25 protein-coding genes are annotated in these 24113 nt (G+C 59.2%); 19 read left to right on the top strand and 6 right to left on the bottom strand.

What is annotated here, in order from left to right; translation table 11 throughout:
* Nucleotides 1–105 precede the first annotated feature (105 nt).
* From ACR1XU_RS09995 to smpB, 10 genes are all read left to right on the top strand, one after another.
* Nucleotides 106–1473, top strand: coding sequence for an MFS transporter (locus tag ACR1XU_RS09995; RefSeq protein WP_170612912.1), 1368 nt, complete (start codon nucleotides 106–108; stop codon nucleotides 1471–1473).
* Nucleotides 1470–2333, top strand: coding sequence for a penicillin-insensitive murein endopeptidase (mepA, locus tag ACR1XU_RS09990; RefSeq protein ID WP_170612914.1), 864 nt, complete (start codon nucleotides 1470–1472; stop codon nucleotides 2331–2333). The genes ACR1XU_RS09995 and mepA overlap by 4 nt, the downstream gene beginning before the upstream one ends.
* Nucleotides 2306–3190, top strand: a complete 885-nt coding sequence (locus ACR1XU_RS09985) for an esterase-like activity of phytase family protein (protein ID WP_480906132.1) — start codon at nucleotides 2306–2308, stop codon at nucleotides 3188–3190. Before mepA ends, ACR1XU_RS09985 begins: the two co-directional genes overlap by 28 nt.
* Before the next feature lie 96 nt (nucleotides 3191–3286).
* Nucleotides 3287–3931, top strand: coding sequence for a queuosine precursor transporter (locus ACR1XU_RS09980; RefSeq protein ID WP_170679990.1), 645 nt, complete (start codon nucleotides 3287–3289; stop codon nucleotides 3929–3931).
* Nucleotides 3932–4195: 264 nt separating this feature from the next.
* Complete coding sequence (gene arfB, locus ACR1XU_RS09975) at nucleotides 4196–4615, top strand: alternative ribosome rescue aminoacyl-tRNA hydrolase ArfB (RefSeq protein WP_170807060.1); 420 nt, start codon at nucleotides 4196–4198, stop codon at nucleotides 4613–4615.
* Nucleotides 4616–4675: 60 nt separating this feature from the next.
* Nucleotides 4676–5422, top strand: a complete 747-nt coding sequence (locus tag ACR1XU_RS09970; protein ID WP_170807059.1) for an SDR family oxidoreductase — start codon at nucleotides 4676–4678, stop codon at nucleotides 5420–5422.
* Between the two features lie 72 nt (nucleotides 5423–5494).
* Nucleotides 5495–6511 carry a P1 family peptidase gene (locus ACR1XU_RS09965; protein ID WP_170612924.1) on the top strand — a complete coding sequence of 339 codons (1017 nt, stop codon included), beginning with the start codon at nucleotides 5495–5497 and terminating at the stop codon, nucleotides 6509–6511.
* Nucleotides 6512–6624: 113 nt separating this feature from the next.
* Entirely contained in the window at nucleotides 6625–7038 is a 414-nt protein-coding gene (locus ACR1XU_RS09960) for a c-type cytochrome (protein WP_480906127.1), read from the top strand.
* Nucleotides 7039–7247: 209 nt separating this feature from the next.
* The gene (gene idi, locus ACR1XU_RS09955) at nucleotides 7248–7790 is read left to right on the top strand and encodes an isopentenyl-diphosphate Delta-isomerase (protein ID WP_170612928.1); all 543 of its coding nucleotides are present in this window, start codon (nucleotides 7248–7250) and stop codon (nucleotides 7788–7790) included.
* A 47-nt stretch (nucleotides 7791–7837) separates the two neighbouring features.
* Nucleotides 7838–8314 (top strand): SsrA-binding protein SmpB, encoded by a 477-nt coding sequence (gene smpB / locus ACR1XU_RS09950; protein ID WP_170679982.1) that lies wholly within the window; start codon nucleotides 7838–7840, stop codon nucleotides 8312–8314.
* A 13-nt stretch (nucleotides 8315–8327) separates the two neighbouring features.
* On the opposite strand, the gene glpK is transcribed toward smpB, so the two are convergent.
* From glpK to panB, 3 genes are all read right to left on the bottom strand, one after another.
* The gene (gene glpK / locus ACR1XU_RS09945; protein ID WP_480813762.1) at nucleotides 8328–9806 is read right to left on the bottom strand and encodes a glycerol kinase GlpK; all 1479 of its coding nucleotides are present in this window, start codon (nucleotides 9804–9806) and stop codon (nucleotides 8328–8330) included.
* A gap of 67 nt (nucleotides 9807–9873) precedes the next feature.
* Complete coding sequence (panC, locus tag ACR1XU_RS09940; protein WP_480906124.1) at nucleotides 9874–10716, bottom strand: pantoate--beta-alanine ligase; 843 nt, start codon at nucleotides 10714–10716, stop codon at nucleotides 9874–9876.
* Nucleotides 10713–11552 carry a 3-methyl-2-oxobutanoate hydroxymethyltransferase gene (panB, locus tag ACR1XU_RS09935; RefSeq protein WP_480906121.1) on the bottom strand — a complete coding sequence of 280 codons (840 nt, stop codon included), beginning with the start codon at nucleotides 11550–11552 and terminating at the stop codon, nucleotides 10713–10715. Before panB ends, panC begins: the two co-directional genes overlap by 4 nt.
* Before the next feature lie 183 nt (nucleotides 11553–11735).
* On the opposite strand from panB, the gene ACR1XU_RS09930 reads away from it, so the two are divergent.
* The 6 genes from ACR1XU_RS09930 (at nucleotide 11736) to ACR1XU_RS09905 (ending at nucleotide 19226) form a co-directional block, all read left to right on the top strand.
* The gene (locus tag ACR1XU_RS09930) at nucleotides 11736–13211 is read left to right on the top strand and encodes an ABC transporter substrate-binding protein (RefSeq protein ID WP_480906118.1); all 1476 of its coding nucleotides are present in this window, start codon (nucleotides 11736–11738) and stop codon (nucleotides 13209–13211) included.
* A 132-nt stretch (nucleotides 13212–13343) separates the two neighbouring features.
* Nucleotides 13344–14342 carry a ligand-gated ion channel gene (locus ACR1XU_RS09925; protein WP_480906116.1) on the top strand — a complete coding sequence of 333 codons (999 nt, stop codon included), beginning with the start codon at nucleotides 13344–13346 and terminating at the stop codon, nucleotides 14340–14342.
* A gap of 40 nt (nucleotides 14343–14382) precedes the next feature.
* A complete protein-coding gene (locus ACR1XU_RS09920) occupies nucleotides 14383–15330 on the top strand; it encodes an ABC transporter permease (RefSeq protein WP_170612937.1) in 948 nt (315 codons plus the stop codon).
* Nucleotides 15327–16142, top strand: coding sequence for an ABC transporter permease (locus tag ACR1XU_RS09915; RefSeq protein ID WP_480906114.1), 816 nt, complete (start codon nucleotides 15327–15329; stop codon nucleotides 16140–16142). Before ACR1XU_RS09920 ends, ACR1XU_RS09915 begins: the two co-directional genes overlap by 4 nt.
* Nucleotides 16139–17737 (top strand): ABC transporter ATP-binding protein, encoded by a 1599-nt coding sequence (locus tag ACR1XU_RS09910; RefSeq protein WP_480906110.1) that lies wholly within the window; start codon nucleotides 16139–16141, stop codon nucleotides 17735–17737. Before ACR1XU_RS09915 ends, ACR1XU_RS09910 begins: the two co-directional genes overlap by 4 nt.
* A gap of 34 nt (nucleotides 17738–17771) precedes the next feature.
* A complete protein-coding gene (locus tag ACR1XU_RS09905) occupies nucleotides 17772–19226 on the top strand; it encodes an aldehyde dehydrogenase family protein (RefSeq protein ID WP_480906107.1) in 1455 nt (484 codons plus the stop codon).
* Nucleotide 19227: 1 nt separating this feature from the next.
* On the opposite strand, the gene pncB is transcribed toward ACR1XU_RS09905, so the two are convergent.
* On the bottom strand, nucleotides 19228–20520 hold the full coding sequence (pncB, locus tag ACR1XU_RS09900; RefSeq protein ID WP_321249825.1) for a nicotinate phosphoribosyltransferase: 1293 nt from the start codon (nucleotides 20518–20520) through the stop codon (nucleotides 19228–19230).
* A 164-nt stretch (nucleotides 20521–20684) separates the two neighbouring features.
* Here pncB and ACR1XU_RS09895 point away from each other — a divergent pair, with 164 nt between their 5' ends.
* Nucleotides 20685–21242 carry a hypothetical protein gene (locus ACR1XU_RS09895; RefSeq protein ID WP_480813768.1) on the top strand — a complete coding sequence of 186 codons (558 nt, stop codon included), beginning with the start codon at nucleotides 20685–20687 and terminating at the stop codon, nucleotides 21240–21242.
* Here the strand turns inward: ACR1XU_RS09895 and pncA are convergent.
* Nucleotides 21239–21832 carry a bifunctional nicotinamidase/pyrazinamidase gene (pncA, locus tag ACR1XU_RS09890; protein WP_480813769.1) on the bottom strand — a complete coding sequence of 198 codons (594 nt, stop codon included), beginning with the start codon at nucleotides 21830–21832 and terminating at the stop codon, nucleotides 21239–21241. The two genes, ACR1XU_RS09895 and pncA, sit on opposite strands and share 4 nt — an antisense overlap.
* Before the next feature lie 96 nt (nucleotides 21833–21928).
* On the opposite strand from pncA, the gene trhO reads away from it, so the two are divergent.
* Nucleotides 21929–22834: an oxygen-dependent tRNA uridine(34) hydroxylase TrhO gene (gene trhO, locus ACR1XU_RS09885; protein ID WP_480813770.1), complete on the top strand. Its 906-nt coding sequence runs from the start codon at nucleotides 21929–21931 to the stop codon at nucleotides 22832–22834.
* A gap of 41 nt (nucleotides 22835–22875) precedes the next feature.
* Nucleotides 22876–23418, top strand: coding sequence for an ion channel (locus ACR1XU_RS09880; protein WP_480813771.1), 543 nt, complete (start codon nucleotides 22876–22878; stop codon nucleotides 23416–23418).
* A gap of 25 nt (nucleotides 23419–23443) precedes the next feature.
* Here ACR1XU_RS09880 and ACR1XU_RS09875 read toward each other — a convergent pair whose 3' ends face one another.
* Nucleotides 23444–23773, bottom strand: coding sequence for a hypothetical protein (locus ACR1XU_RS09875; RefSeq protein WP_170612952.1), 330 nt, complete (start codon nucleotides 23771–23773; stop codon nucleotides 23444–23446).
* Nucleotides 23774–24113: the final 340 nt, after the last annotated feature.

Raw genomic sequence — 24113 nt, 5'->3', positions numbered from 1 at the left:
GAGACCTAAGCGCCCCTGCCGCAAAGAGCAAGTCCGGGCCAACTGAAAGCTTGCGAATTATATCAAAGCCCCGTCTTATGAAGCAAAACGCACAAAGAGGCAGTGATGGCAGAGATTTCCAAGCGCAAGCGCATCTGGGGATGGTGGTTTTTCGATTGGGCCAGTCAGCCATATCATACGCTGCTGGTGACATTCGTGTTCGGCCCCTATTTTGCAGGGGTCGCAGCCGGATACTATGCCAATACCGGACTGGAAACAGAAGCCGCCGCCGCGCAGGCGCAGACAGTCTGGGCGAACTGCCTGACCATCACCGGGTTGATCATCGCGTTTGGCGCGCCGTTGTTGGGGGCTATGGCAGATGTTTCCGGCCGTCGCATCCCGTGGATTTTCGCGTTTTCGGTGATGTATGCGGTGGGGTCCGCCGCGCTATGGTACACGCTGCCAGATGGTTCGAACATGTGGCTGATGCTGTCGGCCTTCGGATTGGGGTTTGTGGGTGCGGAATATGCGCTGATCTTCATCAACTCGCAGCTTCCCGATCTGGGCGATGACAATGAAGTCGGAGAGATTTCAGGCTCGGGTTTTGCGTTTGGATATTTTGGCGGTCTGATCTCGTTGGCGATCATGCTGACGCTGTTTGTTGAACAGCCCAACGGCAAGACGCTGATCGGGATGGAGCCGTTGTTCGGGCTGGACGCCGGCGCGCGCGAGGGCACGCGCTTTGTCGGGCCCTTTACCGCAGGGTGGTTCGTTCTGTTCATGGTGCCCTATTTCCTGTGGGTGCGCGACGATGAACAGACGAACAAGAAGGGCAGTGTCGGCGAGGCATTGCGCCTGCTCGGGAAGTCGATTGCCGCCCTGCGGCACCGGGGCAGTCTTGCGGCCTATCTGGGTTCGTCCATGTTTTACCGCGATGCGCTGAACGGGCTTTACAGTTTTGGCGGCGTTTACGCGCGCCTGGTGCTGGAATGGGATCTGATCAAGATCGGCGTGTTTGGAATCGTCAGCGTTCTGGCCTCGGCCATCTTTGCCTGGATTGGCGGCAAGATGGACCGGAAATACGGCCCTAAACCGGTTATTTTGGTCGCAATCTGGGTTCTGATCTTTGTCTGCGTCACTGTCGTTCTGATGGACCGGACGCAGATTTACGGCATCGCGTTGCCCGAGGGATCAAACCTGCCGGATCTGGTCTTCTTTGGTTGCGGCGTCCTGATCGGTGGCATGGGCGGTATCCTGCAATCGGCCAGCCGATCCATGATGGTGCGCCATACCGATCCCGAGGCGCCGGTCGAGAGTTTCGGGCTTTACGGGCTGTCCGGTCGCGCCACTGCCTTTGCCGCGCCCCTGCTGATCGGGATCGCCACCACCGCGACGGGCAGCGCAAGACTGGGGGTGTCACCCATCGTTCTGTTGTTTATTCTGGGCCTGTTCCTAATGCGCTGGGTTAAACCGGAAGGGGATCAGAGCAGATGATTTTATTACGCTTTTTGGCAATTCTTGCGACTTTGACGCTGGCAGGCGCGGCGGGGGCGCAACCCCTGGCCAAGCAGTTGTTCGGGGCGCAGAGAGTCAGTTCACAACAAAAACCCGCCGCCTTCGGCAGTTATTCGCGCGGATGTGCGGCCGGGTCGGTGCAATTGCCCGAAACCGGGCCGACATGGCAGGCCATGCGCCTGTCGCGAAATCGAAATTGGGGACATCCCGACGCGATCGATTACGTGCAGGACCTCAGCCGCTTTGCGGCGAAGCAACCAGGGTGGAATGGTCTCTATGTCGGGGATATCAGCCAGCCGCGTGGCGGTCCGATGACATCCGGCCACCGCAGCCATCAACTGGGTCTGGACATCGATATATGGATGCTGCCGGGCAACGACATGAGGCTGTCCCGCAAGGCACGTGAGAATATCTCGTCGATTTCCCTGCGCCGCTCGAACGGGGCGTATGTGAACGGCAACTGGACCAAACAGCACCATGCTGTTCTGCGAGAGGCTGCCAAGGACAAGCGCGTGGCCCGGATATTCGTCTTCCCGGGCGCCAAAGTTCAGATGTGCAACGACGAAAAGGGCAACCGCGCCTATCTGCGCAAGATCAGGCCATGGTGGGGGCATCACTATCACTTCCATGTCCGGCTGAAATGCCCCAGAGGATCGCGTGGCTGCGTCAACCAGGATACGCCGCCCAAAGGTGATGGCTGTGCCGAAGCGCAGCAATGGGTGCAGAATATCCTCAACCCGCCGCCGCCTGATCCAAACGCGCCCGCCCCCAAGAAACGCCGCGAATACCGATTGGCCGATCTGCCCCAGCAATGCACCGCCGTCTTGCAGTCCAACTGATTGCGACACTGGTGCTGGCGGGGCCTCTTCGGGCAGCCGAGGGTCCTGCCGCCACCCATCTGGGCAGTTTTACGTGGACCAACGGGTCGGACTGGTTTGGCGGTTTTTCGGCGATCCATCTGTCCGAATACGGTCGCAAGCTGATCGCGCTCAGCGACCGGGCTGTCCTTGTGACCGCGCGGATTGACCGGGACGGGGACCGTATCAGCGAGGTCAAAGTATTGGGGCATTGGCCTGTCCTGTCCAGCACAGGGCGCGCCTTGCCCGGTTACACAGGTGATTCCGAAGGACTCGCCGTCGCGCCTGACGAAAGCTTCTATATCTCTTTCGAAGGCGTTCACCGCATTGCCCGCTATTCGGGCCCGGGCGGAGCGGCGCGCGTTCTGCCGCGCCCCAAGGCGTTCAACGGTCTGGAGGGCAACGGATCGTTCGAGGGGTTGGCGATCGACAATCAGGGACGGCTGTATACCCTACCGGAAAAGAACCGCACCGCCGAAGGACATATCCCGGTCTATCGCTGGAACGGTCAGGCGTGGTCCACGCCCTTTGTCCTGCCGCAGCGGGGCCGGTTCCTGCCGGTGTCCGCAGATTTCGGCCCGGATGGCCGATTGTATGTTCTCGAACGTGCCGTATCGCTGACCGGCTTCCGCTCGCGCCTGCGCCGTTGGCAGATCAATGCAGACACACCCATGTCCGAAGAGACCCTGTTTGAAACCGGTACCGGAACGCATGATAACCTCGAAGGGTTGTCGGTCTGGCGCGACGATCAGGGGCGTCTGCGGGCGACGATGATCTCGGACGACAATTTTCTGGCTCTACAGAGTACCGAGCTGGTGGAATACCTGCTGCCCGAATGACTTGCCAAACACGATTCGACTCGCTAGAAGCGCGGCTTGCCTTGGGATGAACCCTTGGCCAAGTCGCCGCTACCTTGTCAAAACGGGCATCTAAAAATGCAACGCAGCTTTATTCCCGGCATTATTGCCATGGCCACTATCGTTGTGGCCTCGAACATCCTGGTCCAGTTCCTGATCCTTGACGGCCTGCTGACCTGGGGTGCCTTCACATATCCGCTGGCCTTTCTGGTCACTGACATCATGAACCGCGTCTATGGCGTGGGTCCGGCCCGCAAGGTCGTGTTTGCCGGGTTTGTCACCGGTATCATCTGCTCGCTCATCGGCAGCCAGATCATGCTGCAGGGCGATGGCTTCACCTATGCCGCGGTGCCGCTGCGGATTGCTGTCGCGTCCGGAACCGCCTTCCTGATCGCGCAGCTGACGGACGTTACTGTGTTCAACGCGATGCGCGGCGGCCGCTGGTGGCGCGCGCCGCTGGTCTCGACCCTGGTCGGCTCGGCGCTGGACACCGCGTTGTTCTTCACCATCGCCTTCTCGGCGTCGGTCACGTTCTTCGGCGCCAATGCCGATGCGGCCATCAGCTGGGCATGGGAACCTGTTCCCTTCATGCTGTCCGGTCCAATGGCGCCTTTGTGGGTAACGCTGGCCTTTGCCGACTGGCTGGTGAAACTGTCGCTGGCGATGATCGCACTGATCCCGTTCAAGGTGATCGTTGCGCGACTGACCGCTCAGCCTGTGTAAAAAAAGTGCTTTGAGATTGGCACAACTTGTGTCACGCTTCTTTTCAACCGCAACAGATAGAAAAGGAGGTGATCCAGTGTCGAGAAAGAGATTGGAGAGAGGTGTCGGAACAACCGGGGGGATCGCCTGTTAAGGCAGCCCTTGGCGGAGCGCTCGCTCCGGCTGGTCGTTTGATCTAACCGACCCGACCTCCTGAACTTTCGAAGGGCCGTCCCGCCGGGGCGGCCCTTTTTGTTTCTGCGCGCCACCTGTAAGGTCGCGCGCATGTTGCGCGTTACGGACGATATCATCTTGCAGGACTGGGAAATGACCGAGAGCTTTGTGCGCTCGTCCGGTCCGGGCGGGCAAAACGTCAACAAGGTTTCCACCGCTGTCGAGCTGCGGTTTGAGGCGGCGCGCTCCCCGTCCCTGCCGGATCCGGTCAAATCCCGGCTGAAGCGGCTCGCCGGGCGACGCTGGACCAAAGAGGGCGCGATCATCATCCAGTGCGAAGAGACCCGCTCGCAGGCGCGCAACCGTGAAATCGCGCGCGCCAGACTGGCCGAGCTGATCACCCGCGCATTGGTCAAGCCCAAGCGGCGTATTGCAACCAAGCCCACCTACGGTTCGGTCAAGCGCCGGCTTGCGGCTAAAAAGGCGCGTGGCGACGTCAAAGCGCTGCGGGGCAAGGTGTCCGAAGATTAATCTGGTATCTTGCCGGGGCGTTGATAGTCTGACCCGGAACATCGGCAGAGGGGTAACGCGATGAGGCTTAAGGATAAAACCGCGATCGTGACTGGTGGCGCCTCGGGGTTTGGGGCCGGGATTGCCCAAAAGTTCCTTGACGAGGGCGCGCGCGTGATGATCGCCGATATCAACAAGGATGCGGCAAAACAAATGGCCGCGACCCTCGGCGGGGCAGCCGTGGCCCAGCACGTTGATGTCGCCGACGCGATTTCCGTTCAAACAATGGCAGACGCCGCCATCGCCCAGTTTGGGCAGGTTGATATTCTGGTGAACAACGCAGGCGTGACTCATCTGCCGACACCGCTGGAGGAAGTGAGCGAGGAGGATTTCGACCGCGTCTTCAGCGTTAACATGAAATCGGTCTTTCACACTGCGCGGGCATTTGTACCGGCAATGAAGTCGCGGGGCTCGGGCGCGATCCTGAACGTTGCTTCCACAGCGGGTCTGTCGCCGCGCCCGAACCTCAACTGGTACAACGCCTCAAAGGGTTGGATGATCACCGCAACCAAGACGATGGCCGTCGAACTGGCGCCCTTTGGCGTTCGCGTGAATGCGATCTGCCCGGTGGCCGGAGAAACCCCCTTGCTGAAATCCTTCATGGGCGAAGACACACCCGAGATTCGCGCCAAGTTCCTGTCGACCATTCCACTGGGCCGGTTTTCCACGCCTCAGGACATGGCAAACGCCGCTTGTTTCCTGTGCTCGGACGAGGCCAGCATGATCACCGGAACCGCGCTGGAGGTTGACGGTGGCCGCTGTATCTGACCTGCGCCCTCTTTTGTTGAAAAGCACCCCCACCGGGGGCAGCGCTTTGCTGAGACAAGGGAAACCCTCTCGATGAAACCCGGACCTAAGAACCTGATCACCGATATCCCCGGGCTTTTGGTCGGAAATGCTCAGGATGGCCGGTTGAAATCCGGCACAACCGTTCTAACGGCCAATCAGCCTTTCACCGCGTCCGTGCACGTGATGGGCGGCGCGCCGGGTACGCGCGAAACCGATCTTCTGGCCCCCGACAAAACGGTGACAAAGATAGATGCCATCGCCCTGTCCGGCGGATCGGCTTTTGGACTGGATGCCAGTTCCGGCGTGTCGGATGCGCTTCGGTCGCAAGGCCGGGGGTATCCGGTCGGCCATACCGTGGTCCCGATCGTGCCCGGGGCAATCCTGTTCGATCTGCTCAACGGCGGTGACAAAAGCTGGACCGAGAACCCGTACCGTGCCTTGGGGCGCGCCGCTTTTGACGCGGCCTCAAAGGACTTTGCGCTGGGCACGGCCGGTGCAGGGACCGGAGCCCTGGCCGCTATGCACAAGGGCGGGCTTGGGTCTGCATCGCTTGTTCTGGACACGGGCGTCACCGTCGGGGCTCTGGTCGCAGCCAACCCGCTGGGCAGTATCACCACGCCCGGCGACCGTCATTTCTGGGCTGCGCCTTACGAAATTGGCGACGAATTCGGCGGTTTAGGGCCTGATTTCAGAGCGGGCCTGGGGCTGCCTCAGGTCAGCCTCAAGGCGCAGGCCATGCGCCCGGCCGAGCCGGACAAGACCAACACAACCATCGCTGTCGTGGCGACGGACGCCGCTTTGACCAAACCGCAATGCCAAAGGCTGGCCGTGGCCGCGCATGATGGCATTGCACGCGCCATCCTGCCCGCCCATACGCCGGGCGACGGTGATCTGGTCTTTGGTGTCAGTACCGGGTCAATGCCTTTGGAGAACGAGGCAGTGCTGGGAATGATCGGGCACGCCGCCTCACTATGTCTGGCGCGCGCCATCGCGCGGGCGATTTATCTGGCAACACCAGCGGCTGGCGATCTTTTGCCCTGTTGGTCCGGGTCACATGACATAAGTTAAGGACGGCCACTATGCCGCAGTGGCACAGTGGCCGCGCGCGGCAATCTGCGCGTTGACTCTTTTTTGCGCCGACGATCCATTCGGTGCAGCCAATTCGTATCGGAGCAAAAGCTATGAATCGCATCCTCGCAACCGCAATCGTCGGCCTGATGGCCCTACCCGCATATGCAGAAGGCGACGCCGAGGCCGGCAAAAAGACCTTTAACAAATGCAAATCCTGCCACCAGATCGCCGATCCTGCTGGCGAAGTGATCGTCAAGGGCGGCAAGACCGGCCCGAACCTGTATGGAATCGCGGGTCGGACCGCAGGCACCGTCGAAGGGTTCAAATATGGCGACAGCATCGTGGCTGCAGGTGAAAACGGGCTGGTTTGGGATGAAGCGACCTTTGTCGAGTATTCGCAAGATCCCAAGACCTTTTTGAAATCCTATCTGGATAACACAGCTGCCAAGTCCAAGATGACCTTCAAACTGAAAAGCGGCGGCGAAGACGTCTACGCTTATATCGTCAGCGTTTCGGGCGAATAATCTCCAGCCATCAGACGACCTGTGTGAGTACAAAAGGCCGCAGCCCCTGCGGCCTTTCGTGCGGTTGATAACGGGTACGATCAGCGCCACGTTGGGAATGCGCGGCTAGTCACGCTCTGAACATGTGATGCCGCGACGCCAAGCCGATCCGGCCAAAGGTAATCCGCAACGTCCCGTCACACAGGCGGATTGGCAGCAGGAGACAACAAATGGGTATCATGATCCCGGCATGGGTCGATGGCGAACTGACCCCCGTCGACAAGCTTGAGGCGCATGAAAAGGGCCTGCGGCACAAGGCGGTGTCGGTCTTTGTCGTGCGCGGGACCGAGATTCTGCTGCAGCGCAGGGCGTTGGGAAAGTACCACACGCCGGGCCTGTGGGCGAACACCTGTTGCACGCATCCTGACTGGGGTGAAACCGCATCCAAATGCGCTGTGCGCCGTCTGCGCGAGGAACTTGGGATTACAGGGCTATACCCGGAATACCGTCATCGGCTGGAATACCACGCCGATGTCGGCAATAACATGATCGAACATGAAGTGGTCGACGTGTTTCTGGCCAGGGCTCGTGGTTCTCTGAAAATCGAGCCTAATCCGGAAGAAGTCATGGAGATCCGCTGGATCGACTATCACGATCTTCTGGCCGAGGTGCAGCGCCACCCATCCCGGTTTACGCCGTGGCTGAAGATCTATCTGCACAACCACTCTGACACGATTTTTGGCCCCGATCTGATCATCTCGGCGCCATCCTGACGTCTACGGCTTGCAAGGTCCGCCCAAGCCGCCTAAATCAACGCGTTATGGCCAAACAGAAGACAGACCCGAACTACAAAGTCATCGCCGAAAACCGGCGTGCCCGCTTCGATTACGCGATCGAGGACGATCTCGAGTGCGGCATCGTGCTGGAGGGGTCCGAGGTCAAGTCCCTGCGTGCTGGCGGATCGAACATCGCCGAAAGCTATGCTTCGGTCGATGACGGAGAATTGTGGCTGATAAACAGTTACATCGCGCCCTACGAACAGGCCAAGGTCTTCAAACACGAAGAACGCCGCCGGCGTAAGCTGCTGGTTTCGCGCAAGGAATTGTCGAACCTGTGGAACGCGACCCAGCGCAAGGGCATGACACTGGTGCCGCTGGTTCTGTATTTCAACCACAAGGGCCGCGCGAAGCTGAAGATCGGTATCGCCAAGGGCAAGAAGCTGCACGACAAGCGCGAAACCCAGGCCAAGCGCGATTGGTCACGGCAGAAGCAGCGGTTGATGAAGGATCACAGCTGATCCTTCACTGGTTTCAGAACGCCATTGCGGCGGAAACGGCACGTTTCCACCTGTCATAGGCCGCATCGCGGTCTTCGGCGGACATTTCTGGTACAAACCGGCGATCCAGCGCCCAGGTTTCCGAGAATCCCTGCTGGTCCGGATAGATGCCGGCGCGCATCCCGGCCAGCCAGGCAGCGCCCAGGGCGGTGGTTTCCTGCATCACAGGGCGGTCAACCTCGGCGCCGAGATAATCCGACAGGCCCTGCATCGCCCAATCCGATGCACTCGCCCCGCCATCGACGCGCAGGGTGACATCGGTATCCGCGCCCCAATCACCCTGCATGGCATGCCACAGGTCGCGCGTCTGGTAGGCGATGCTTTCCAGCGTAGCCTTGGCAAACTCGGCGCGGCCTGAATTGCGGGTCAGGCCAAACACCGCGCCGCGGCAATCCGGCTTCCAATAGGGTGCCCCAAGGCCGGTAAAGGCCGGAACCAGCACAACATGCTGGTTGGGATCGGCCTGCTGCGCCAGTTCTCCGCTTTCCGGCGCCGAGTCGATAATCTTGAGCGCGTCGCGCAGCCATTGAACCGCCGCCCCGGCGACAAAGATCGACCCTTCCAGCGCGTAAGTCCGCTGACCGTCCAGCTGGTAAGCGATGGTGGTCAACAGGCGATTGTTGGATTTGACCGGCGTTGGTCCGGTGTTCAGCAGCGCAAAGCAACCCGTGCCATAGGTTGACTTCATCATCCCGGGCTGGAAACAGGCTTGTCCGATGGTGGCGGCCTGCTGGTCCCCGGCCACGCCCAGGATCGGAATATTGCCCCCAAATAGATACGTATTTCCGAAGTCCGACGCACAGTCATGTACCTTCGGCAGCATATTCATCGGCACATCCAGCAGATCGCAGATCTCGGCGCTCCACTCACCCTTGTGAATGTCGAACAGCAGAGTGCGTGCGGCGTTGGTTGCGTCGGTTGCGTGGCTGCGTCCTTCCGTCAGGCGCCAGATCAGGAAGCAGTCGATAGTGCCGAACATCAACTCTCCGGCTTCGGCCCGTTCCCGCGCGCCGGGTACGGTGTCCAGCAGCCATTTTACCTTGGTGCCCGAAAAATAGGGATCAAGCAGCAGACCGGTCTGGGCGGTGACGTCATCTTCACAACCGGCTTGCTTGTAGCGGGCGCAAATCTCGGCGGTCCGGCGGTCCTGCCAGACGATGGCGTTGTGGATCGGTTTGCCGGTGGCGCGGTCCCAGACGACGGTGGTTTCGCGCTGATTGGTGATACCGATGCCAGCGATCTGATCTGCGGTTACGCCGGTGTTGTCCATCACCTCGCGGCAGACACGCAGGACGCTTTCCCAAATTTCCTCGGCATCATGCTCGACCCAGCCCTCCTGCGGGAAGTGCTGGGTAAATTCGTGCTGCGCGGTGCCGACGCGCTGCATATCCGTGTCGAACAAAATGGCCCGCGATGATGTGGTGCCCTGATCAATGGCAAGAATATAGGTCACGCCTGCGCCCTCTCCCGTTTGGTTTTGCAGGACTTTAGCGCAAACAATGACAATCGTGCCAGAGCGTTCAGACAGGAATGTTGTCGATCAGCCGAACACCTTCAAGCCAGGCCGCTGCCAGCAGACGGGCAGGCCGCTCAGCATGGCTCAAGGGTTCCAGTGTCTCGGCGCAGTGCAGTTTCAAATATTCCACCTGCGCAAAGCCAGCAGCCAGCAGGGCAGTGCGCGCCTTCGAAGCCAGCGGATCGAAAGCTACCCCGTCATCCAGCGCGTCCGCCAGTTCCTGCATGACCCTGCTCATCTTCGCGGCAGTCTTCAACCCTTCGGGAGACAGGCGCAGATTGCGCGAGGACATGGCAAGACCCGAGGGTTCACGCACCGTGGGGCAGCCGATCACCTCGATGGGGATATCCAGATCCCGTGCCATCCGACGAACGACCAACAGTTGCTGATAGTCTTTTTCCCCGAAATAGGCTCGATCTGATTGTGTTTGAAGGAACAGTTTTGCGACCACCGTGGCGACTCCGTCAAAGTGACCGGGGCGGAATTCGCCCTCAAGCACATTGGTCAGACCCATGACAGATACATTGGTGGCGAAGCCCTGCGGGTAGATTTCCTCGGGCTCGGGCACATAAATCGCGTCGACACCCAACGGGGCCAGTTTCTGCGCGTCCTCGATTTCGGTGCGCGGATAATTGGCCAGATCCTCGGGGTTGTTGAACTGTTTGGGGTTCACAAAGATCGTGACGATCACCCTGTCGGTGCCCGCCTTCGCGGCCTCGACCAGTGACAGATGCCCTTGGTGCAGCGCTCCCATGGTGGGAACAACCCCGATCACCTCGCCCTTGCGGCGCCAATCGATGGTCAGCGCGCGCAGGTCCGCCAGACGGCGAAGGATTGGAGCGGTCATTTCCTGGGTCCCTTGGACGGCGCCCGGTCGGCAAAGACATGTTCGTCCGCCGGAAAAGTCCGCGCCCGGACTTCGGCGGCGTATTCGGCAATGGCAGCCTCGGCCAGAGGGCCAAGCTCGGCATACCGTTTGACGAATTTCGGTTTGAAAGCGGTGAAAAAGCCCACCATGTCGTCTACCACTAGGATCTGTCCATCGCACCCGGCGGACGCACCGATACCAATCGTCGGGATCGCAATCTCAGCCGTAATGCGGTCGGCCAACCCTTGCGGAACTTTCTCTAACACGACGGAAAATGCGCCGGCTTCGGCGACGGCATGGGCGTCGGCCAGCACGGCGTGGGCCTGATCATCGCGGCCCTGCACCTTGTAGCCGCCCAGCGTGTTGATCGATTGCGGCGTCAGGCCGATATGAGCCATCACCGGGATGCCACGCCTGACCAGAAAGCGGATCGTCTCGGCCATATCAACGCCGCCTTCCAGCTTGACGGCGCCCGCGCCGGTCTCTGCCATCAGGCGGGCCGCGTTCTTGAACGCCTGTGCCGGGTCGTGTTCGTAGCTGGCAAAGGGCATGTCGATGACCATCAAGGCCGTCTCCAACCCGCGCGCGACGGCCTGGCCATGCAGGATCATCATCTCCATCGTCACACCAAGGGTCGATTCCAGCCCGTGCAGCACCATGCCGACGCTGTCGCCCACCAGAACAAAATCGCAATGGGCATCCATCAGCCGCGCCATCGGAGTGGTATATGCGGTCAGGCTGACCAACGGATCACCGCCTTTTCGGGCGCGAATATCCTCGGCATTTGGGGCTTTTTTGCGGGCTGTGGCGCTCATGCTCGTTCCTGCGGGGTCAATGTTGCAGTGCAGCATAGCAGATCGCGCGCTGGCGAAGAAACCCCGGTTGCGCGAACATTTCCTTGAATGACCCGAGGTTTAGAGTGACATTGTTATCAATAAAGCCGGTGACAGCATGAGCCGGTCTGTTTTCAGTGGGGAGTTAATTTCGTGACAATACAGATGTTTCGACCCTTTGTGTCAGCACTGGCCGTCAGTGCCAGCCTGTTTGCCAGCCAGACCCTGGCCAAATCAGATATCACAATAGCGATGGGGCTTGAGCCGCCGCATCTGGACCCGACAAGCGCGGCGGCACAAGCGATAGATTCGGTCGTTTACACCAATATCTTCGAGGGCCTGACCCGTTTCATGGGTGACGGATCCGTTGTCCCGGGTTTGGCGGAAAGCTGGGAGATTTCGGATGATGGCACCGAATACACCTTCACGCTGCGCGACGGGGTGACGTTCCATGACGGCACAACCATGGACGCCGAGGACGTCAAATTTAGCCTGGATCGCGCCCGCGCCGAAGACAGCGCCAATGCGCAGAAGGCGTTGTTCGCCGGAATTCAGGATGTCGAGGTTGTTGACCCGCTGATCGTCAAAGTCACCTTGTCCGAACCCAATGGCAATTTTCTGTTCAACATGGCCTGGGGCGACGCGGTGATCGTTGCGCCCGAAAGCATAGAAAACATCAAGACAAATCCGGTCGGCACCGGCGCTTATACCTTTGGCAATTGGGTTCAGGGCGACAGCATTACGCTGAACCGCAATCCTGATTACTGGGGTGACCAGCCCGCGCTGGAAACGGCCACCTTTAAGTTTATCTCGGACCCGACCGCTGCCTTTGCCGCCATGATGGCCGAGGATGTGGACGTTTTCGACATTTACCCGGCTCCCGAGAATCTGCCTCAGTTCGAGGCCGATCCGCGGTTTCAGGTTCTGGTCGGCTCGACCGAGGGCGAGACGATTCTGTCGACGAACAACAAGCTGACCCCGTTCAATGACATTCGCGTTCGCCAGGCGCTGGCTCATGCTATTGATCGTCAGGCCATCATTGACGGTGCCATGTTCGGATACGGCACGCCAATCGGCACACATTTCGCGCCGCACAACCCGGCTTATGTGGATTTGACCGGAAATTCTGCCTACGACCCTGAAAAGGCGAAGGCGCTGCTGGCCGAGGCGGGTCTGGAAAACGGGTTCGAAACCACGCTGCATCTGCCGCCGCCATCTTATGCCCGCCGCGGTGGTGAAATCATTGCCGCGCAGCTGGCCGAGGTCGGTATAACGGCCGAAATCATCAACGTGGAATGGGCGCAATGGCTTGAGACGGTGTTCAAAGGCAAAGAGTTCGGCCTGACCATCGTAAGCCACACGGAACCGATGGATATCGGTATCTATGCGCGCCCCGACTATTATTTCCAGTATGACAGCACTGATTTTCAGGCTCTGATGGATACCTTGAATTCCACGACCGATCCTGACGAACGCGCACGGCTTCTGGGCGAGGCGCAACGGCTGATTTCGAATGACTACGTCAATGGATATCTGTTCCAGCTGGCAAAGCTGGGCGTGGCCCGGGCCGGAGTGCAAGGGCTGTGGCAGAATGCGCCCACCGCCGCAATTGATCTGACCGGGATCAGCTGGTCAGAATAATATCACGCCGGGGCCGCGTCTGGCGGCCTCGGTGATCCTCAACTCAAAGCGAGCCCGAATGTGAAACTGGTCCGCGTCATATGTCTCCTGGCTGTGATGACATGCCTCTCTTTGATCGGGGGCGGGCCGGCATTGGCGCAGAACACGCTGGGCGGCGGGCTTCACGCGCTGAAGGGGACACCGGAAAACCCGCTGCAGGTCGGGATCGGTATCCGGATCGATCAGATCACAAGCGTGGATCAGAAGGCTGAAAATTATGGGGCCGTCGTCATATTGAGGGCCGAATGGACCGATCCGACGCTGGCCTTTGACCGGGATGACGTCGGACGCGAAATTCAGGTGTTCAACCCTTCGGTGCTGGCCAATCACGCCCGCGAACTGGGGGCGGTTTTGCCTGCGTTTGTGGTTCATAATCAGCAATCCAACAAGTGGGTCCATGAAGCCGCCGCCTCGGTGCGCCATGACGGGCATGTTGTCTATGCCGAGAAATCCTCGCTGACCTTGCAGGCCCCGCATTTCGATTTCCGGAAATACCCCTTCGACACGCAGCAGTTCTATTTCGAAGTCGTCTCGGTTTTTCCGACTGAATACGTGTCCTATTACCCGCTCGAGGCGTATTCAGGCCTCGGCGATCTGCTGGGCGAGGAAGAGTGGATTTTGGACAACGCCCGGGTCGAGCACTCGACCGTGATCGGACTGTCCGGCCGGGATAGTGACCAGATTGCCCTGGCCTTCGAGGGTCACCGGCACCTGACCTACTATGTGATCCGGGTATTCCTGCCGATGCTGGTGCTGATCTCTGTCGGGTGGGCGCTGTTTTTTCTGGATGAATACCGCCGCCGGATCGAGATTGCCGGGGGTAACCTGCTGGTATTCGTGGCCTTCAACTGGGCCATTTCTGCCGATCTGCCCAAGCTGGGTTACCTGACTTTCCTGGACTTCATATTGCAATGCATGTTCCTGATGACCGGGGCACTGATCGTGTTCAATGTCGCGCTGCGCAAACTGAAAGTGTCCGGTCGCGAGGACGTGGCGCGAAAGCTGGACAACTATGCAATCAAGTGGATCTACCCGCTGGGTTACGCAGCCATTGTAGGCTATGCGGTTTTTGCCTTTCTGATGACACCTTAGGTGCTGGACCCGTGCGGTATGCGCCCCTAACGTGGTCCTGATGCTGCGCTATGCCCTCAAACGTCTGATTTCTTTGCTGATCAGCCTCGCCGTCGCCTCGGTCGTCATCTTCGCGGTGATCGAAGTCGCGCCGGGTGATCCGGCCTCTTTCATGCTGGGCGTGAATGCACAGCCCGATACTTTGGCGGCGCTGCGGGCTGAACTTGGGCTGGATGGGACCAAGCTGCAACGGTATCTGAACTGGGTCGGCGGCATGTTGGTGGGGGATTTCGGCACGTCCTACACGTATCGCACACCTGTTTCCCAGATGATCGCGGATCGTCTTTGGGTGTCGCTCCCCCTCGCGCTCTATGCGTTGACGTTGTCTACCCTGATCGCCTTTCCCGCCGGGATCTACGCAGCATCCCGCCGTGGCAAGCCGGGTGATCTGGCGGTGATGGGTGCCACGCAGCTGGGCATCGCGGTGCCGAATTTCTGGTTTGCGATGATGCTGGTGCTGATCTTCGCCATCAATCTGCGCTGGTTCAATGCGGGAGGGTTTGCAGGATGGAAGGATGGCCTTTGGACCGGTCTGCATTCCTTGACCCTGCCTGCAATTGCGCTGGCCTTGCCGCAGGCGGCGATTCTGGCGCGTGTGATGCGGTCGGCCCTTCTGGACATTCTGGGCGAGGATTTCATGCGCACTGCCCGGGCCAAGGGGCTGACCCGCCGCCGGGCGCTGTGGCGGCATGGGGTTAGAAACGCGCTGATCCCGGTATTGACCATCATCGGGCTGCAGTTTTCCTTCCTTCTGGCCGGCTCGATCATCATCGAGCAAGTGTTCTATCTGCCCGGCCTAGGGCGACTGGTGTTTCAGGCCATCTCGGCGCGCGACCTGATCGTAGTGGAATCCGTGGTCATGCTGCTGGTCTTCGCCGTCATCACCGTCAATTTCCTGGTCGACCTGGCCTACGCCGCTGTTGATCCAAGGTTAAGGAGCCGGACATGAGCCGTAACCTGATCCTCGGCACTGCGCTGTCCTCGCTGGTTCTGCTGGCGGCCCTTTTGTCATTTGTCTGGACGCCCTACGACCACGCCACACTGAACATCCCCGGCAAGTTGCAGACTCCGGACTCAATGCACTGGTTCGGAACCGACCATTTCGGGCGCGACATGTTTTCGATGATCATGGTCGGTGCGCGCACGTCGATTGCGGTGGCGCTGGTGGCTGTTGGCATCGGCATGGCGCTGGGCGTGCCCTTGGGACTGGCGGCGGCCGCCCGCAAAGGATCCTGGCTGGACGAGGTGATCATGCGCGGCAACGATCTGGTCTTTGCCTTCCCTTCGCTGGTCATAGCCATCCTGATCACCGCTGTTTTCGGCGCCGGTGCGATCAACGCGATCATCGCCATCGGGATCTTCAACATCCCGGTCTTCGCCCGAATTACCCGCGGCGCAGCCCTGTCGCTGTGGGAGCGGGAGTTTATTCTCGCCGCCCGTGTATCGGGCAAGGGCGCGGCGCGGATATCGGTCGAACATATCCTGCCCAACGTCGCCAATCTGCTGATCGTGCAGGGCACGATCCAGTTCAGCCTTGGCATCCTGGCCGAGGCGGGCCTGTCCTATGTCGGACTGGGTGCGCAACCGCCCACGCCAAGCTGGGGGCGGATGCTGGCCGATGCGCAGACGATGGTCAGTTTTGCCCCGCATTTGGCTCTAATTCCGGGGGCGGCGATCATTGCCACGGTTCTGGGGCTGAACCTGTTGGGCGATGGTCTGCGCGACTTTCTGGATCCACGTATTCGGGTGGCCCGCACATGAGCCTGTTGCAAATCGAAAACCTGTCATTGTCGATTCATGGCGCGCCGATCCTCAGACAAGTCGGCCTGACAATTGATCCCGGACAGATCGTGGCCGTAACCGGTGAAAGCGGATCCGGCAAATCCATGACCGCGCTGGCCGTGATGCAGTTGTTGCCGAACGGAGCGGTGGCCAACGGCACCATTCAGCTGGGCGGACAGGATCTGATGCAGCGGTCCGAGAGCCAAATGTGCGCCCTGCGTGGCGCGGCAATCGGCATGGTGTTCCAGGAACCGATGACTGCGCTCAACCCGGTCATGACGATCGGTGATCAGGTGACGGAAACGATTCTGATCCACAAGGCGATGTCACCCGCCAAAGCCCGCGAGCAAACGCGCGAGGTTCTGACCCGCGTCGGCCTGCCGCCCGACCGGTTTCCGCTATCGCGCTATCCGCACGAACTATCTGGCGGTCAGCGTCAGCGCGTTGTGATCGCAATGGCCATCGCCTTGCGACCTCGGCTTCTGATCGCCGATGAACCGACCACCGCACTGGATGTCACCACGCAGGCACAGATTCTGGACCTTTTGAAGGGGCTGGTTCGCGAATACGGCATGGGATTGCTGATGATCACCCATGACCTGGCGGTTGTCGCCGACATGGCGGACCAGATTATTGTCATGCGCCACGGCGAAGTGGTGGAAAGGGGTGCAACGAACGATCTGCTGCGGAACATGCAGCACCCCTATACCCGTATGTTGTTCGAAGCCTCGGACCATCAGGTCACACTTCCCGATCCCGTTCGACCGGGCCCGCTGCTGGAGGTGACAAATGTCGTTCGTGACTACCGTTTGCCGCGCAGGCGGTTATTCGAAACACCTGCTCGCCACCGCGCGGTGGATGACGTCTGCTTTACCCTCAGCCGGGGTGAGCGCCTTGGTCTGGTCGGAGAGTCCGGTTGCGGAAAATCGACACTAACACGGGCAATTCTAGGGCTTGAAGATGTTCAGGGTGGACAGGTTCTGTTGAACGGGCAGCCTGTTTTTGCGGCCCACAAGCCCAATCTTGCGGTGCGCCGTAACATGCAGGTGGTTTTTCAGGACCCCTTTGGCAGCTTCAACCCACGCCATCGAGTCGGGCGGCTGATCACCGAGCCGTTTCACCTGCTGGACACCCCGCCGACGGGATCAGAGCGGCAGGACAGGATTTCCGAGATGCTGATGGCCGTTGGCCTCAGCCCTGGTGACGCCGGAAAATACATACATGAATTCTCGGGTGGGCAGCGTCAGCGGATCGCCATCGCCCGTGCGCTGATCATTCGGCCGGAACTGATCCTGTTTGACGAGGCGGTCTCGGCGCTGGATGTATCGGTTCGGGCGCAAATCCTTGACCTGCTGGCCGAGCTATGTGCGACCTATGATCTGACCTATCTGTTCATAAGCCACGATCTGAGCGTTGTTCGCACGATCACGGATCGGGTCATGGTGATGCAATCCGGACGAATTGTTGAACAGGGTGAGACTGAAGCCGTCTTCAGCAATCCGCAGCATCCTTATACGCAAAAGCTGATTTCCGCTGCGCCAAAGCTGCCGGATTACAATCGGGGTGCCGCGTGAACTGCCGTGTTAGAGCCTGAATTGGAGACATTGAATGACTGATCAGATCTGGTTTGACCCAACTCGGTGTCTGATAGCAGGCGAGTGGATAATACCGATCAGCGACGGCACCTTGCCCCTGACCAATCCCTCGGACGGAACAGAAATCTGCCGGATTGCGCGCGGCACGAAGCAGGATATCGATGCTGCTGTTGGCGCGGCCCGGTCCGCTTCGAATGGAGCGTGGGGCCGAATGACGGCGCTGGACCGAGGGCGTATTCTGACCCGCTTGGGGCAACTGGTTCTGGAAAAGGTCGAAGACCTTGCCGCTCTCGAGGCGATGGATGTCGGCAAACCACTGACCCAGGCCCGCGCAGATGCGGTTGCACTGGCGCGCTATTGCGAGTTCTACGGTGGCGCAGCGGATAAGGTCATGGGCCAGACGATTCCATATCTGGACGGCTATACCGTCTACACGCTGCGCGAGCCGCACGGGGTTACCGGCCACATCGTGCCCTGGAACTACCCGATGCAGATCATCGGCCGATCTGTTGGCGCTGCGTTGGCGATGGGCAATGCCTGTGTTCTGAAACCCGCAGAAGAGGCATGCCTGACCGCGCTGGCTTTTGCGCATCTGGCGCTTGAAGCCGGCTTGCCGCCCGGCGCGCTGAACGTCGTGCCCGGGCTTGGGGCCGAGGCCGGGGCGGCGCTGTCGGCACATCCGGATGTCGATCACATCTCATTTACCGGATCCGTTGCCACGGGCGCATTGGTGCAGCAGGCGGCGGGGCGCAACGTCGTGCCGGTGACGCTGGAACTGGGCGGAAAGTCTCCTCAACTGGTGTTTGACGATGCCGATCTGGATGCTGCGCTGCCCTTTCTGGTGAACGCAGGTATTCAGAATGCCGGCCAGACCTGCTCCGCCTCGTCTCGCATATTGGTGCAGCGCGGTATTTACGATCAGGTCCGATCGCGCATGGCCCAAGCTTATGAACAGTTGTCCGTCGGACCGGCGATGCAGGATTTGCGGGTTGGCCCACTGATTTCGGACCGGCAAAAGCAGATCGTGACCGGGTTTCTTGAAAAAGGTGCCGATCTGAAAATCGCGGCACAGGGGCGGATCGCTGAAGGTGCGCCGGAAAGCGGCGCTTATGTTCGCCCGACCCTGTTCTCGGACGTGCCGCCGGATCACGTCCTGGCTCGGGACGAGATATTTGGCCCGGTACAGGTTCTGATCCCTTTCGATACCGAGGAACAGGCTCTAAATATAGCCAACTGCACCGATTATGGTCTGGTTGCCAGCATCTGGACCCGCGACGGGGCGCGGCAGATGCGGCTGGCGAAACAACTGCGTTCGGGACAGGTGTTCATCAACAATTACGGTGCAGGTGGCGGGGTCGAATTGCCCTTTGGCGGGGTGGGGAAATCCGGTCACGGACGCGAAAAAGGGTTCGAGGCGCTGTACGGGTTTTCGCAACTAAAAACAGTGGCGGCTTTCCACGGGCGATGATCTAGACGATCACTTCGATCGCCTTTTGCGCGCCAACACCGAATACACGCTTGTAGCGCTCGATCTGATCCGCCGGACCCATAGCCTTTTCGGGATTGTCCGATAGCTTCACTGTCGGGCGGCCATTGGCAGAGACTGCTTTGCACACCAGCGAAAACGGCGCCAGCGCATCATTTGGCACGAGACCCCGGAAATCATTGGTCAACAGCGTCCCCCAACCGAAGGACACGTTGACCCGTTTCGCAAACTGGCCGTGCAATTCCTGAATTTTTGCAACATCCAGCCCATCCGAAAAAATGATACGTTTCTGGCGCGGATCCTCGCCGCGGGATTTCCACCAGTCGATGGCAATTTCGGCACCGGCGGCCGGATCGCCGCTGTCGATACGAATGCCGGTCCATCCGGCCAGCCAGTCGGGCGCGCTGTCCAGAAACCCCTTGGTGCCATAGGTATCGGGCAGAATGATCCGCAGGTTGCCGTCATGTTCCTCGTGCCAGTCGCTCAGCACGTCATAAGGCGCCTGGGCCAGGTCCGCGTCGCTATCGGCCAGTGCGGAATAAACCATGGGCAGTTCATGGGCATTGGTGCCGATGGCCTCGACCTCGCGCCGCATCGCGATCAGGCAGTTCGACGTGCCGGTGAACGAACTGCCCAGCCCTTCGATCATCGCTTGAACGCACCAGTCCTGCCACAGGAAGGAATGACGCCGGCGGGTTCCGAAGTCGGCGATCCCCAAGCCGCCAATACCGCGCAGTTGTTCGATCTTTTCCCAGACCCGTGTCATCGCACGGGCATATAGTACCTGCAGTTCGAACCGGCGCATGTCATTCAGAACCGCGCGCGACCGCAGTTCCATCAACACCGCCAGCGCCGGGATTTCCCACAGCATGACCTCGTGCCATTTGCCCTCAAAGGTCAGCTCGTACTGATCGCCTTTGCGTTCCAGGTGATAGGGCGGCAGGCGCAGGTTTTCGAACCATTCCATGAAATCCGACCGGAACATCTGCCGCTTTCCGTAGAAAGTATTGCCGCGCAGCCATGTGCTTTCGCCGCGGCTGAGGCTGAGCGAGCGGATATGATCCAGTTGCTCGCGCAGTTCGCCTTCATCGATGAGTTTCGCCAGCGGAATGTGATTCGACCGGTTGATCAGCGAGAAAACGACGTCCGTTTGGGGCTTATTTCGAAACACTGACTGGCACATCAGAAGTTTGTAGAAGTCCGTGTCGATCAAAGACCGGACAATCGGGTCGATCTTCCATTTGTGATTGTACACGCGTGTCGCAATATCGACCATGTGGAACTCCTGCGATTTCCATTGTTAGATCAATCGGAACGATGAATGGCAAGAGTCGCCCAATTGGTGACAATGACAAGGTCCAGTCACATTGCGGGCAAATTGTGTGTGCTTTTCACGGGTTAGTGAAAAGAGGGGATGGACATGTGAGTTGAGTTTAGTGAATGGGTCTCGAGTACGACTTTGATATTGTAACGATTGCACAGGACGAAGTGGAGCCAGCTCAGGCGGACACAGAAGCTTCGCAAAATGGGAAGACGCGGGCCCGAGCCTTGTTCCGCGACTTTCAGACGGCAGAAGCCCTGCGCGACACGTCACCGAATATCCGCAAGATGTTTGTGGATGCCGGGTTCGATTTTGAAACCCGGAACAGCAGTTTGCCCAATGGTATCTACCGGGCAGAAGACGAGGATTTGCGAAACCTCGTCATCCAGCGCCTTTTTGCCAATATCAAGGCCACGGGCCTGGCGGGCGAGTATTGTGGTGAATTTGATTTGTGGGCGTTTCTGAACGGCATCAAAACCGCCCGCCCACAAGGGAAACGCCGCCGAAAACCACCAATACAGTTGCTGCCCTACATTCAGCCTGAACCGGACAGCGCACCGCAACCGGTGCCGCCCAAACGGCGGACGCTGCCCTGGCGCGTTGGAATCGCGCTGGGTCTGGCTGTGCTGTTGATTGTCTTGCTCAGATTTCTGGCAGCAGCCGGCGCGACGCCTTAGATCAGGGTGACGCCGGCCTTCTGCATCGCGTTTTCCGCCGCCTTCAAGGATCCGTCCAGATCAATGGCGCGACAGGCCGCCATCCGGACAGTCACGTCAAATCCCAGACGCGCCGCGTCAAGTGCTGAAAACTGAACACAAAAATCAGTGGCCAACCCGACAAGCGTCAGTTTGGTTATGCCTCGGGTGTTCAGATACCCCTCCAGGCCGGTGGGTGTCGTCTGGTCGTTCTCAAAAAAGGCCGAATAGCTGTCGACGGCAGGGCGAAATCCTTTGCGAATGATCAAATCCGCGTCGGTTCTGAGCGCCGCATGAAACGCGCTGCCCTGGCTGCCCTGAATGCAATGATCCGGCCACAAAACCTGGGAGCCATAAGGCATTTCGACCGATTCAAATGGGTTCCGGCCGGGATGCGAACTTGCAAATGATGAATGCCCCTCCGGGTGCCAGTCCTGGGTCAGAATGACCGCGTCGAAATCGTCCATCATGTCATTTATCGGGACAACCACTTCGTCGCCGCCGGGAACAGCCAGCGCGCCGCCGGGGCAGAAATCGTTCTGAACATCGATCACGATCAGGGCATGAGTCATGCTGACCTCCTTTCGTCGATCTATCGGTAGGCGGGCAGATGGGGGGCGTCAATCCGTTCTCTTGCGACTCTGCGCGGGTGGTATTAGATCGCGCGCATGTACACAATCGCCGCTCTCTATCACTTTACCCGATTCGCCGATCACGCCGCACTGCGTGAGCCATTGCTGGAACTGTGTCAGGCGCAGTCCGTCAAAGGAATCCTGCTGCTGGCGCAAGAAGGGATCAATGGCACAATTGCAGGCCCGCGATCCGGGATCGATGCTGTTCTGGCCCATATCCGCGCCCTTCCGGGTTGCGCCGATCTGGAATGGAAAGAGGCTTCGTCGGATCACCCGCCCTTTGGCCGGATGAAAGTGCGCCTGAAGAAAGAGATCGTGACAATGGGGCAGCCGGATGTCGATCCGCAGGCCCGCGTCGGTCACTATGTCGAACCTGAAGACTGGAACGACCTGATCCGCTCGGATGACGTTGTACTGATCGATACGCGAAACGACTATGAGGTGGCGATCGGCACTTTTGAGGGCGCAATAGACCCTAAAACAGCCAGCTTTCGCGATTTTCCGGATTGGTGGGAGGCGAATAAGGACCGTTTCCACACCAAACGTGTCGCCATGTTCTGCACTGGTGGTATCCGATGCGAAAAATCCACCAACTACCTGCTGGGACAGGGGGTCGACGATGTCTATCACCTGAAAGGTGGGATTCTGCGGTATCTCGAAGAGGTTCCGGCCGAAGACAGCACCTGGCAGGGGGAATGTTTTGTGTTCGACAACCGTGTCTCAGTCGGGCACGGGTTGGTCGAAGGGCCGCATAATCTGTGTCATGGCTGCCGGCGCCCGATTCTGCCGGATGACACGAAGCGGCCAGAATACGAGCATGGCGTTTCATGCCATCATTGCATCAATGAGACCTCGGAGGCGGACAAGATGCGCTTTCGCGAACGGCAGAAACAGATTGCACTGGCCCGCGCCCGTGGGGACGCGCATTTGGGCGTGAACTGATCGCCACGCGTTAAGGGTTGTCGATTTCCGCCGGAATGCGGATGATCGCGCATACGCAACTGTCCGGAACACCCATGTCGACCGAACCAAGAACGCTAGAAGAATGGAAATCGACTTTGGCCGCCGCCTTCGGGCTGGTTCTGGTCAGCTTTCTGGCCTGGTACGCTCTTTCCCGCCTCAACGAGACCACGGCAGGGAACACAATTGGCGCGATTGCTTCGGGCGCGCTGGTGCTGTGGCTGATCTCGCAGACCTGGTACTACATGACTCAGGTCACGTCTCCCCGGCGTCAGCTGTTGTTGATGGGAATATCGTTCATTCAGGTGGTGCCGTTTCTGTTCGCTGCGGTTTACGGCGCGTTCGGCTATTATGACCTGTGTGTTGTCGGCGCAAAAGGTCCGGCCGATGTTCTGTATTTCTCATATGTGACTTTCACGACTGTTGGGTTTGGAGATCTGAAGCCCGCCGGTCTGTGCCGCGGCCTGGCAGTGGCCGAAGCGATCACCGGCTACATTCTGCTGGGCCTGTTCGTGGCCGCGGCAGTTGGGCTGTATGGGCGCGAACACAACAGGCATCCGCACTGACCCCTGAATAGCCTTGCAACAGAGTCTATTTGTTGCTGTCAATCCACTGCGACATGCGTTGCTTGTCGCGAAAGCACTCGGAAGGGATAGGCCGGCGTTTGCTGCGTGAAATACGTTCGGCAAAGGCCACCTGCTTGCCAGTCGGGTAATTTGCGAAGGGTGAAGGATCGTTAGGTTTGTGTGCCGAAATCCAGTCCGACATTGATTTTCGGTCCCGCTGCGCCTCAACTGGAATTTCCAGAGCAGACTTTTCCGCAATGGCACGGGCATAGCGCATCTGCCGGTCCGTCACCGGCAGCATGTGATAGTCGTTGCTGGGCGCATCAAACCAGCTTTGGCGGGCAGCGTTGGTCATAGCTCGAAAACCTCCGTTCCACATGAGAACAAATATAGAACATTTTAGGAACTTTTCAAGATTTCCGCTGACCGGCTTCTGATTGAGCCGATATTTGTCCAGCCTGTCCCCTCGCCATGCGAGCAATTTGGCGCGCTTTTTCGCGTCCAATGGAAATGAAGGAACGATTCGGTGTGAATTCAACCCATGTTCGGTCACGTCGCCGATAGTGGCAGGTTGAACGGCGACAATGCGCGCAAATTGTATTGTGCCCGGATCGGCCTGCTTTTGATCAGTCTGCTAAGTGAAATTAGATCGAAGCTTAACGCTTCTCGAAACCTTAGACTCTGTACATCAAGAT

This window comes from Ruegeria sp. D1(2025) (assembly GCF_056536425.1).
The sequence above is the reverse complement of the archived record's forward strand: the minus strand, read 5'-3'. Positions and strand labels throughout refer to the sequence as shown.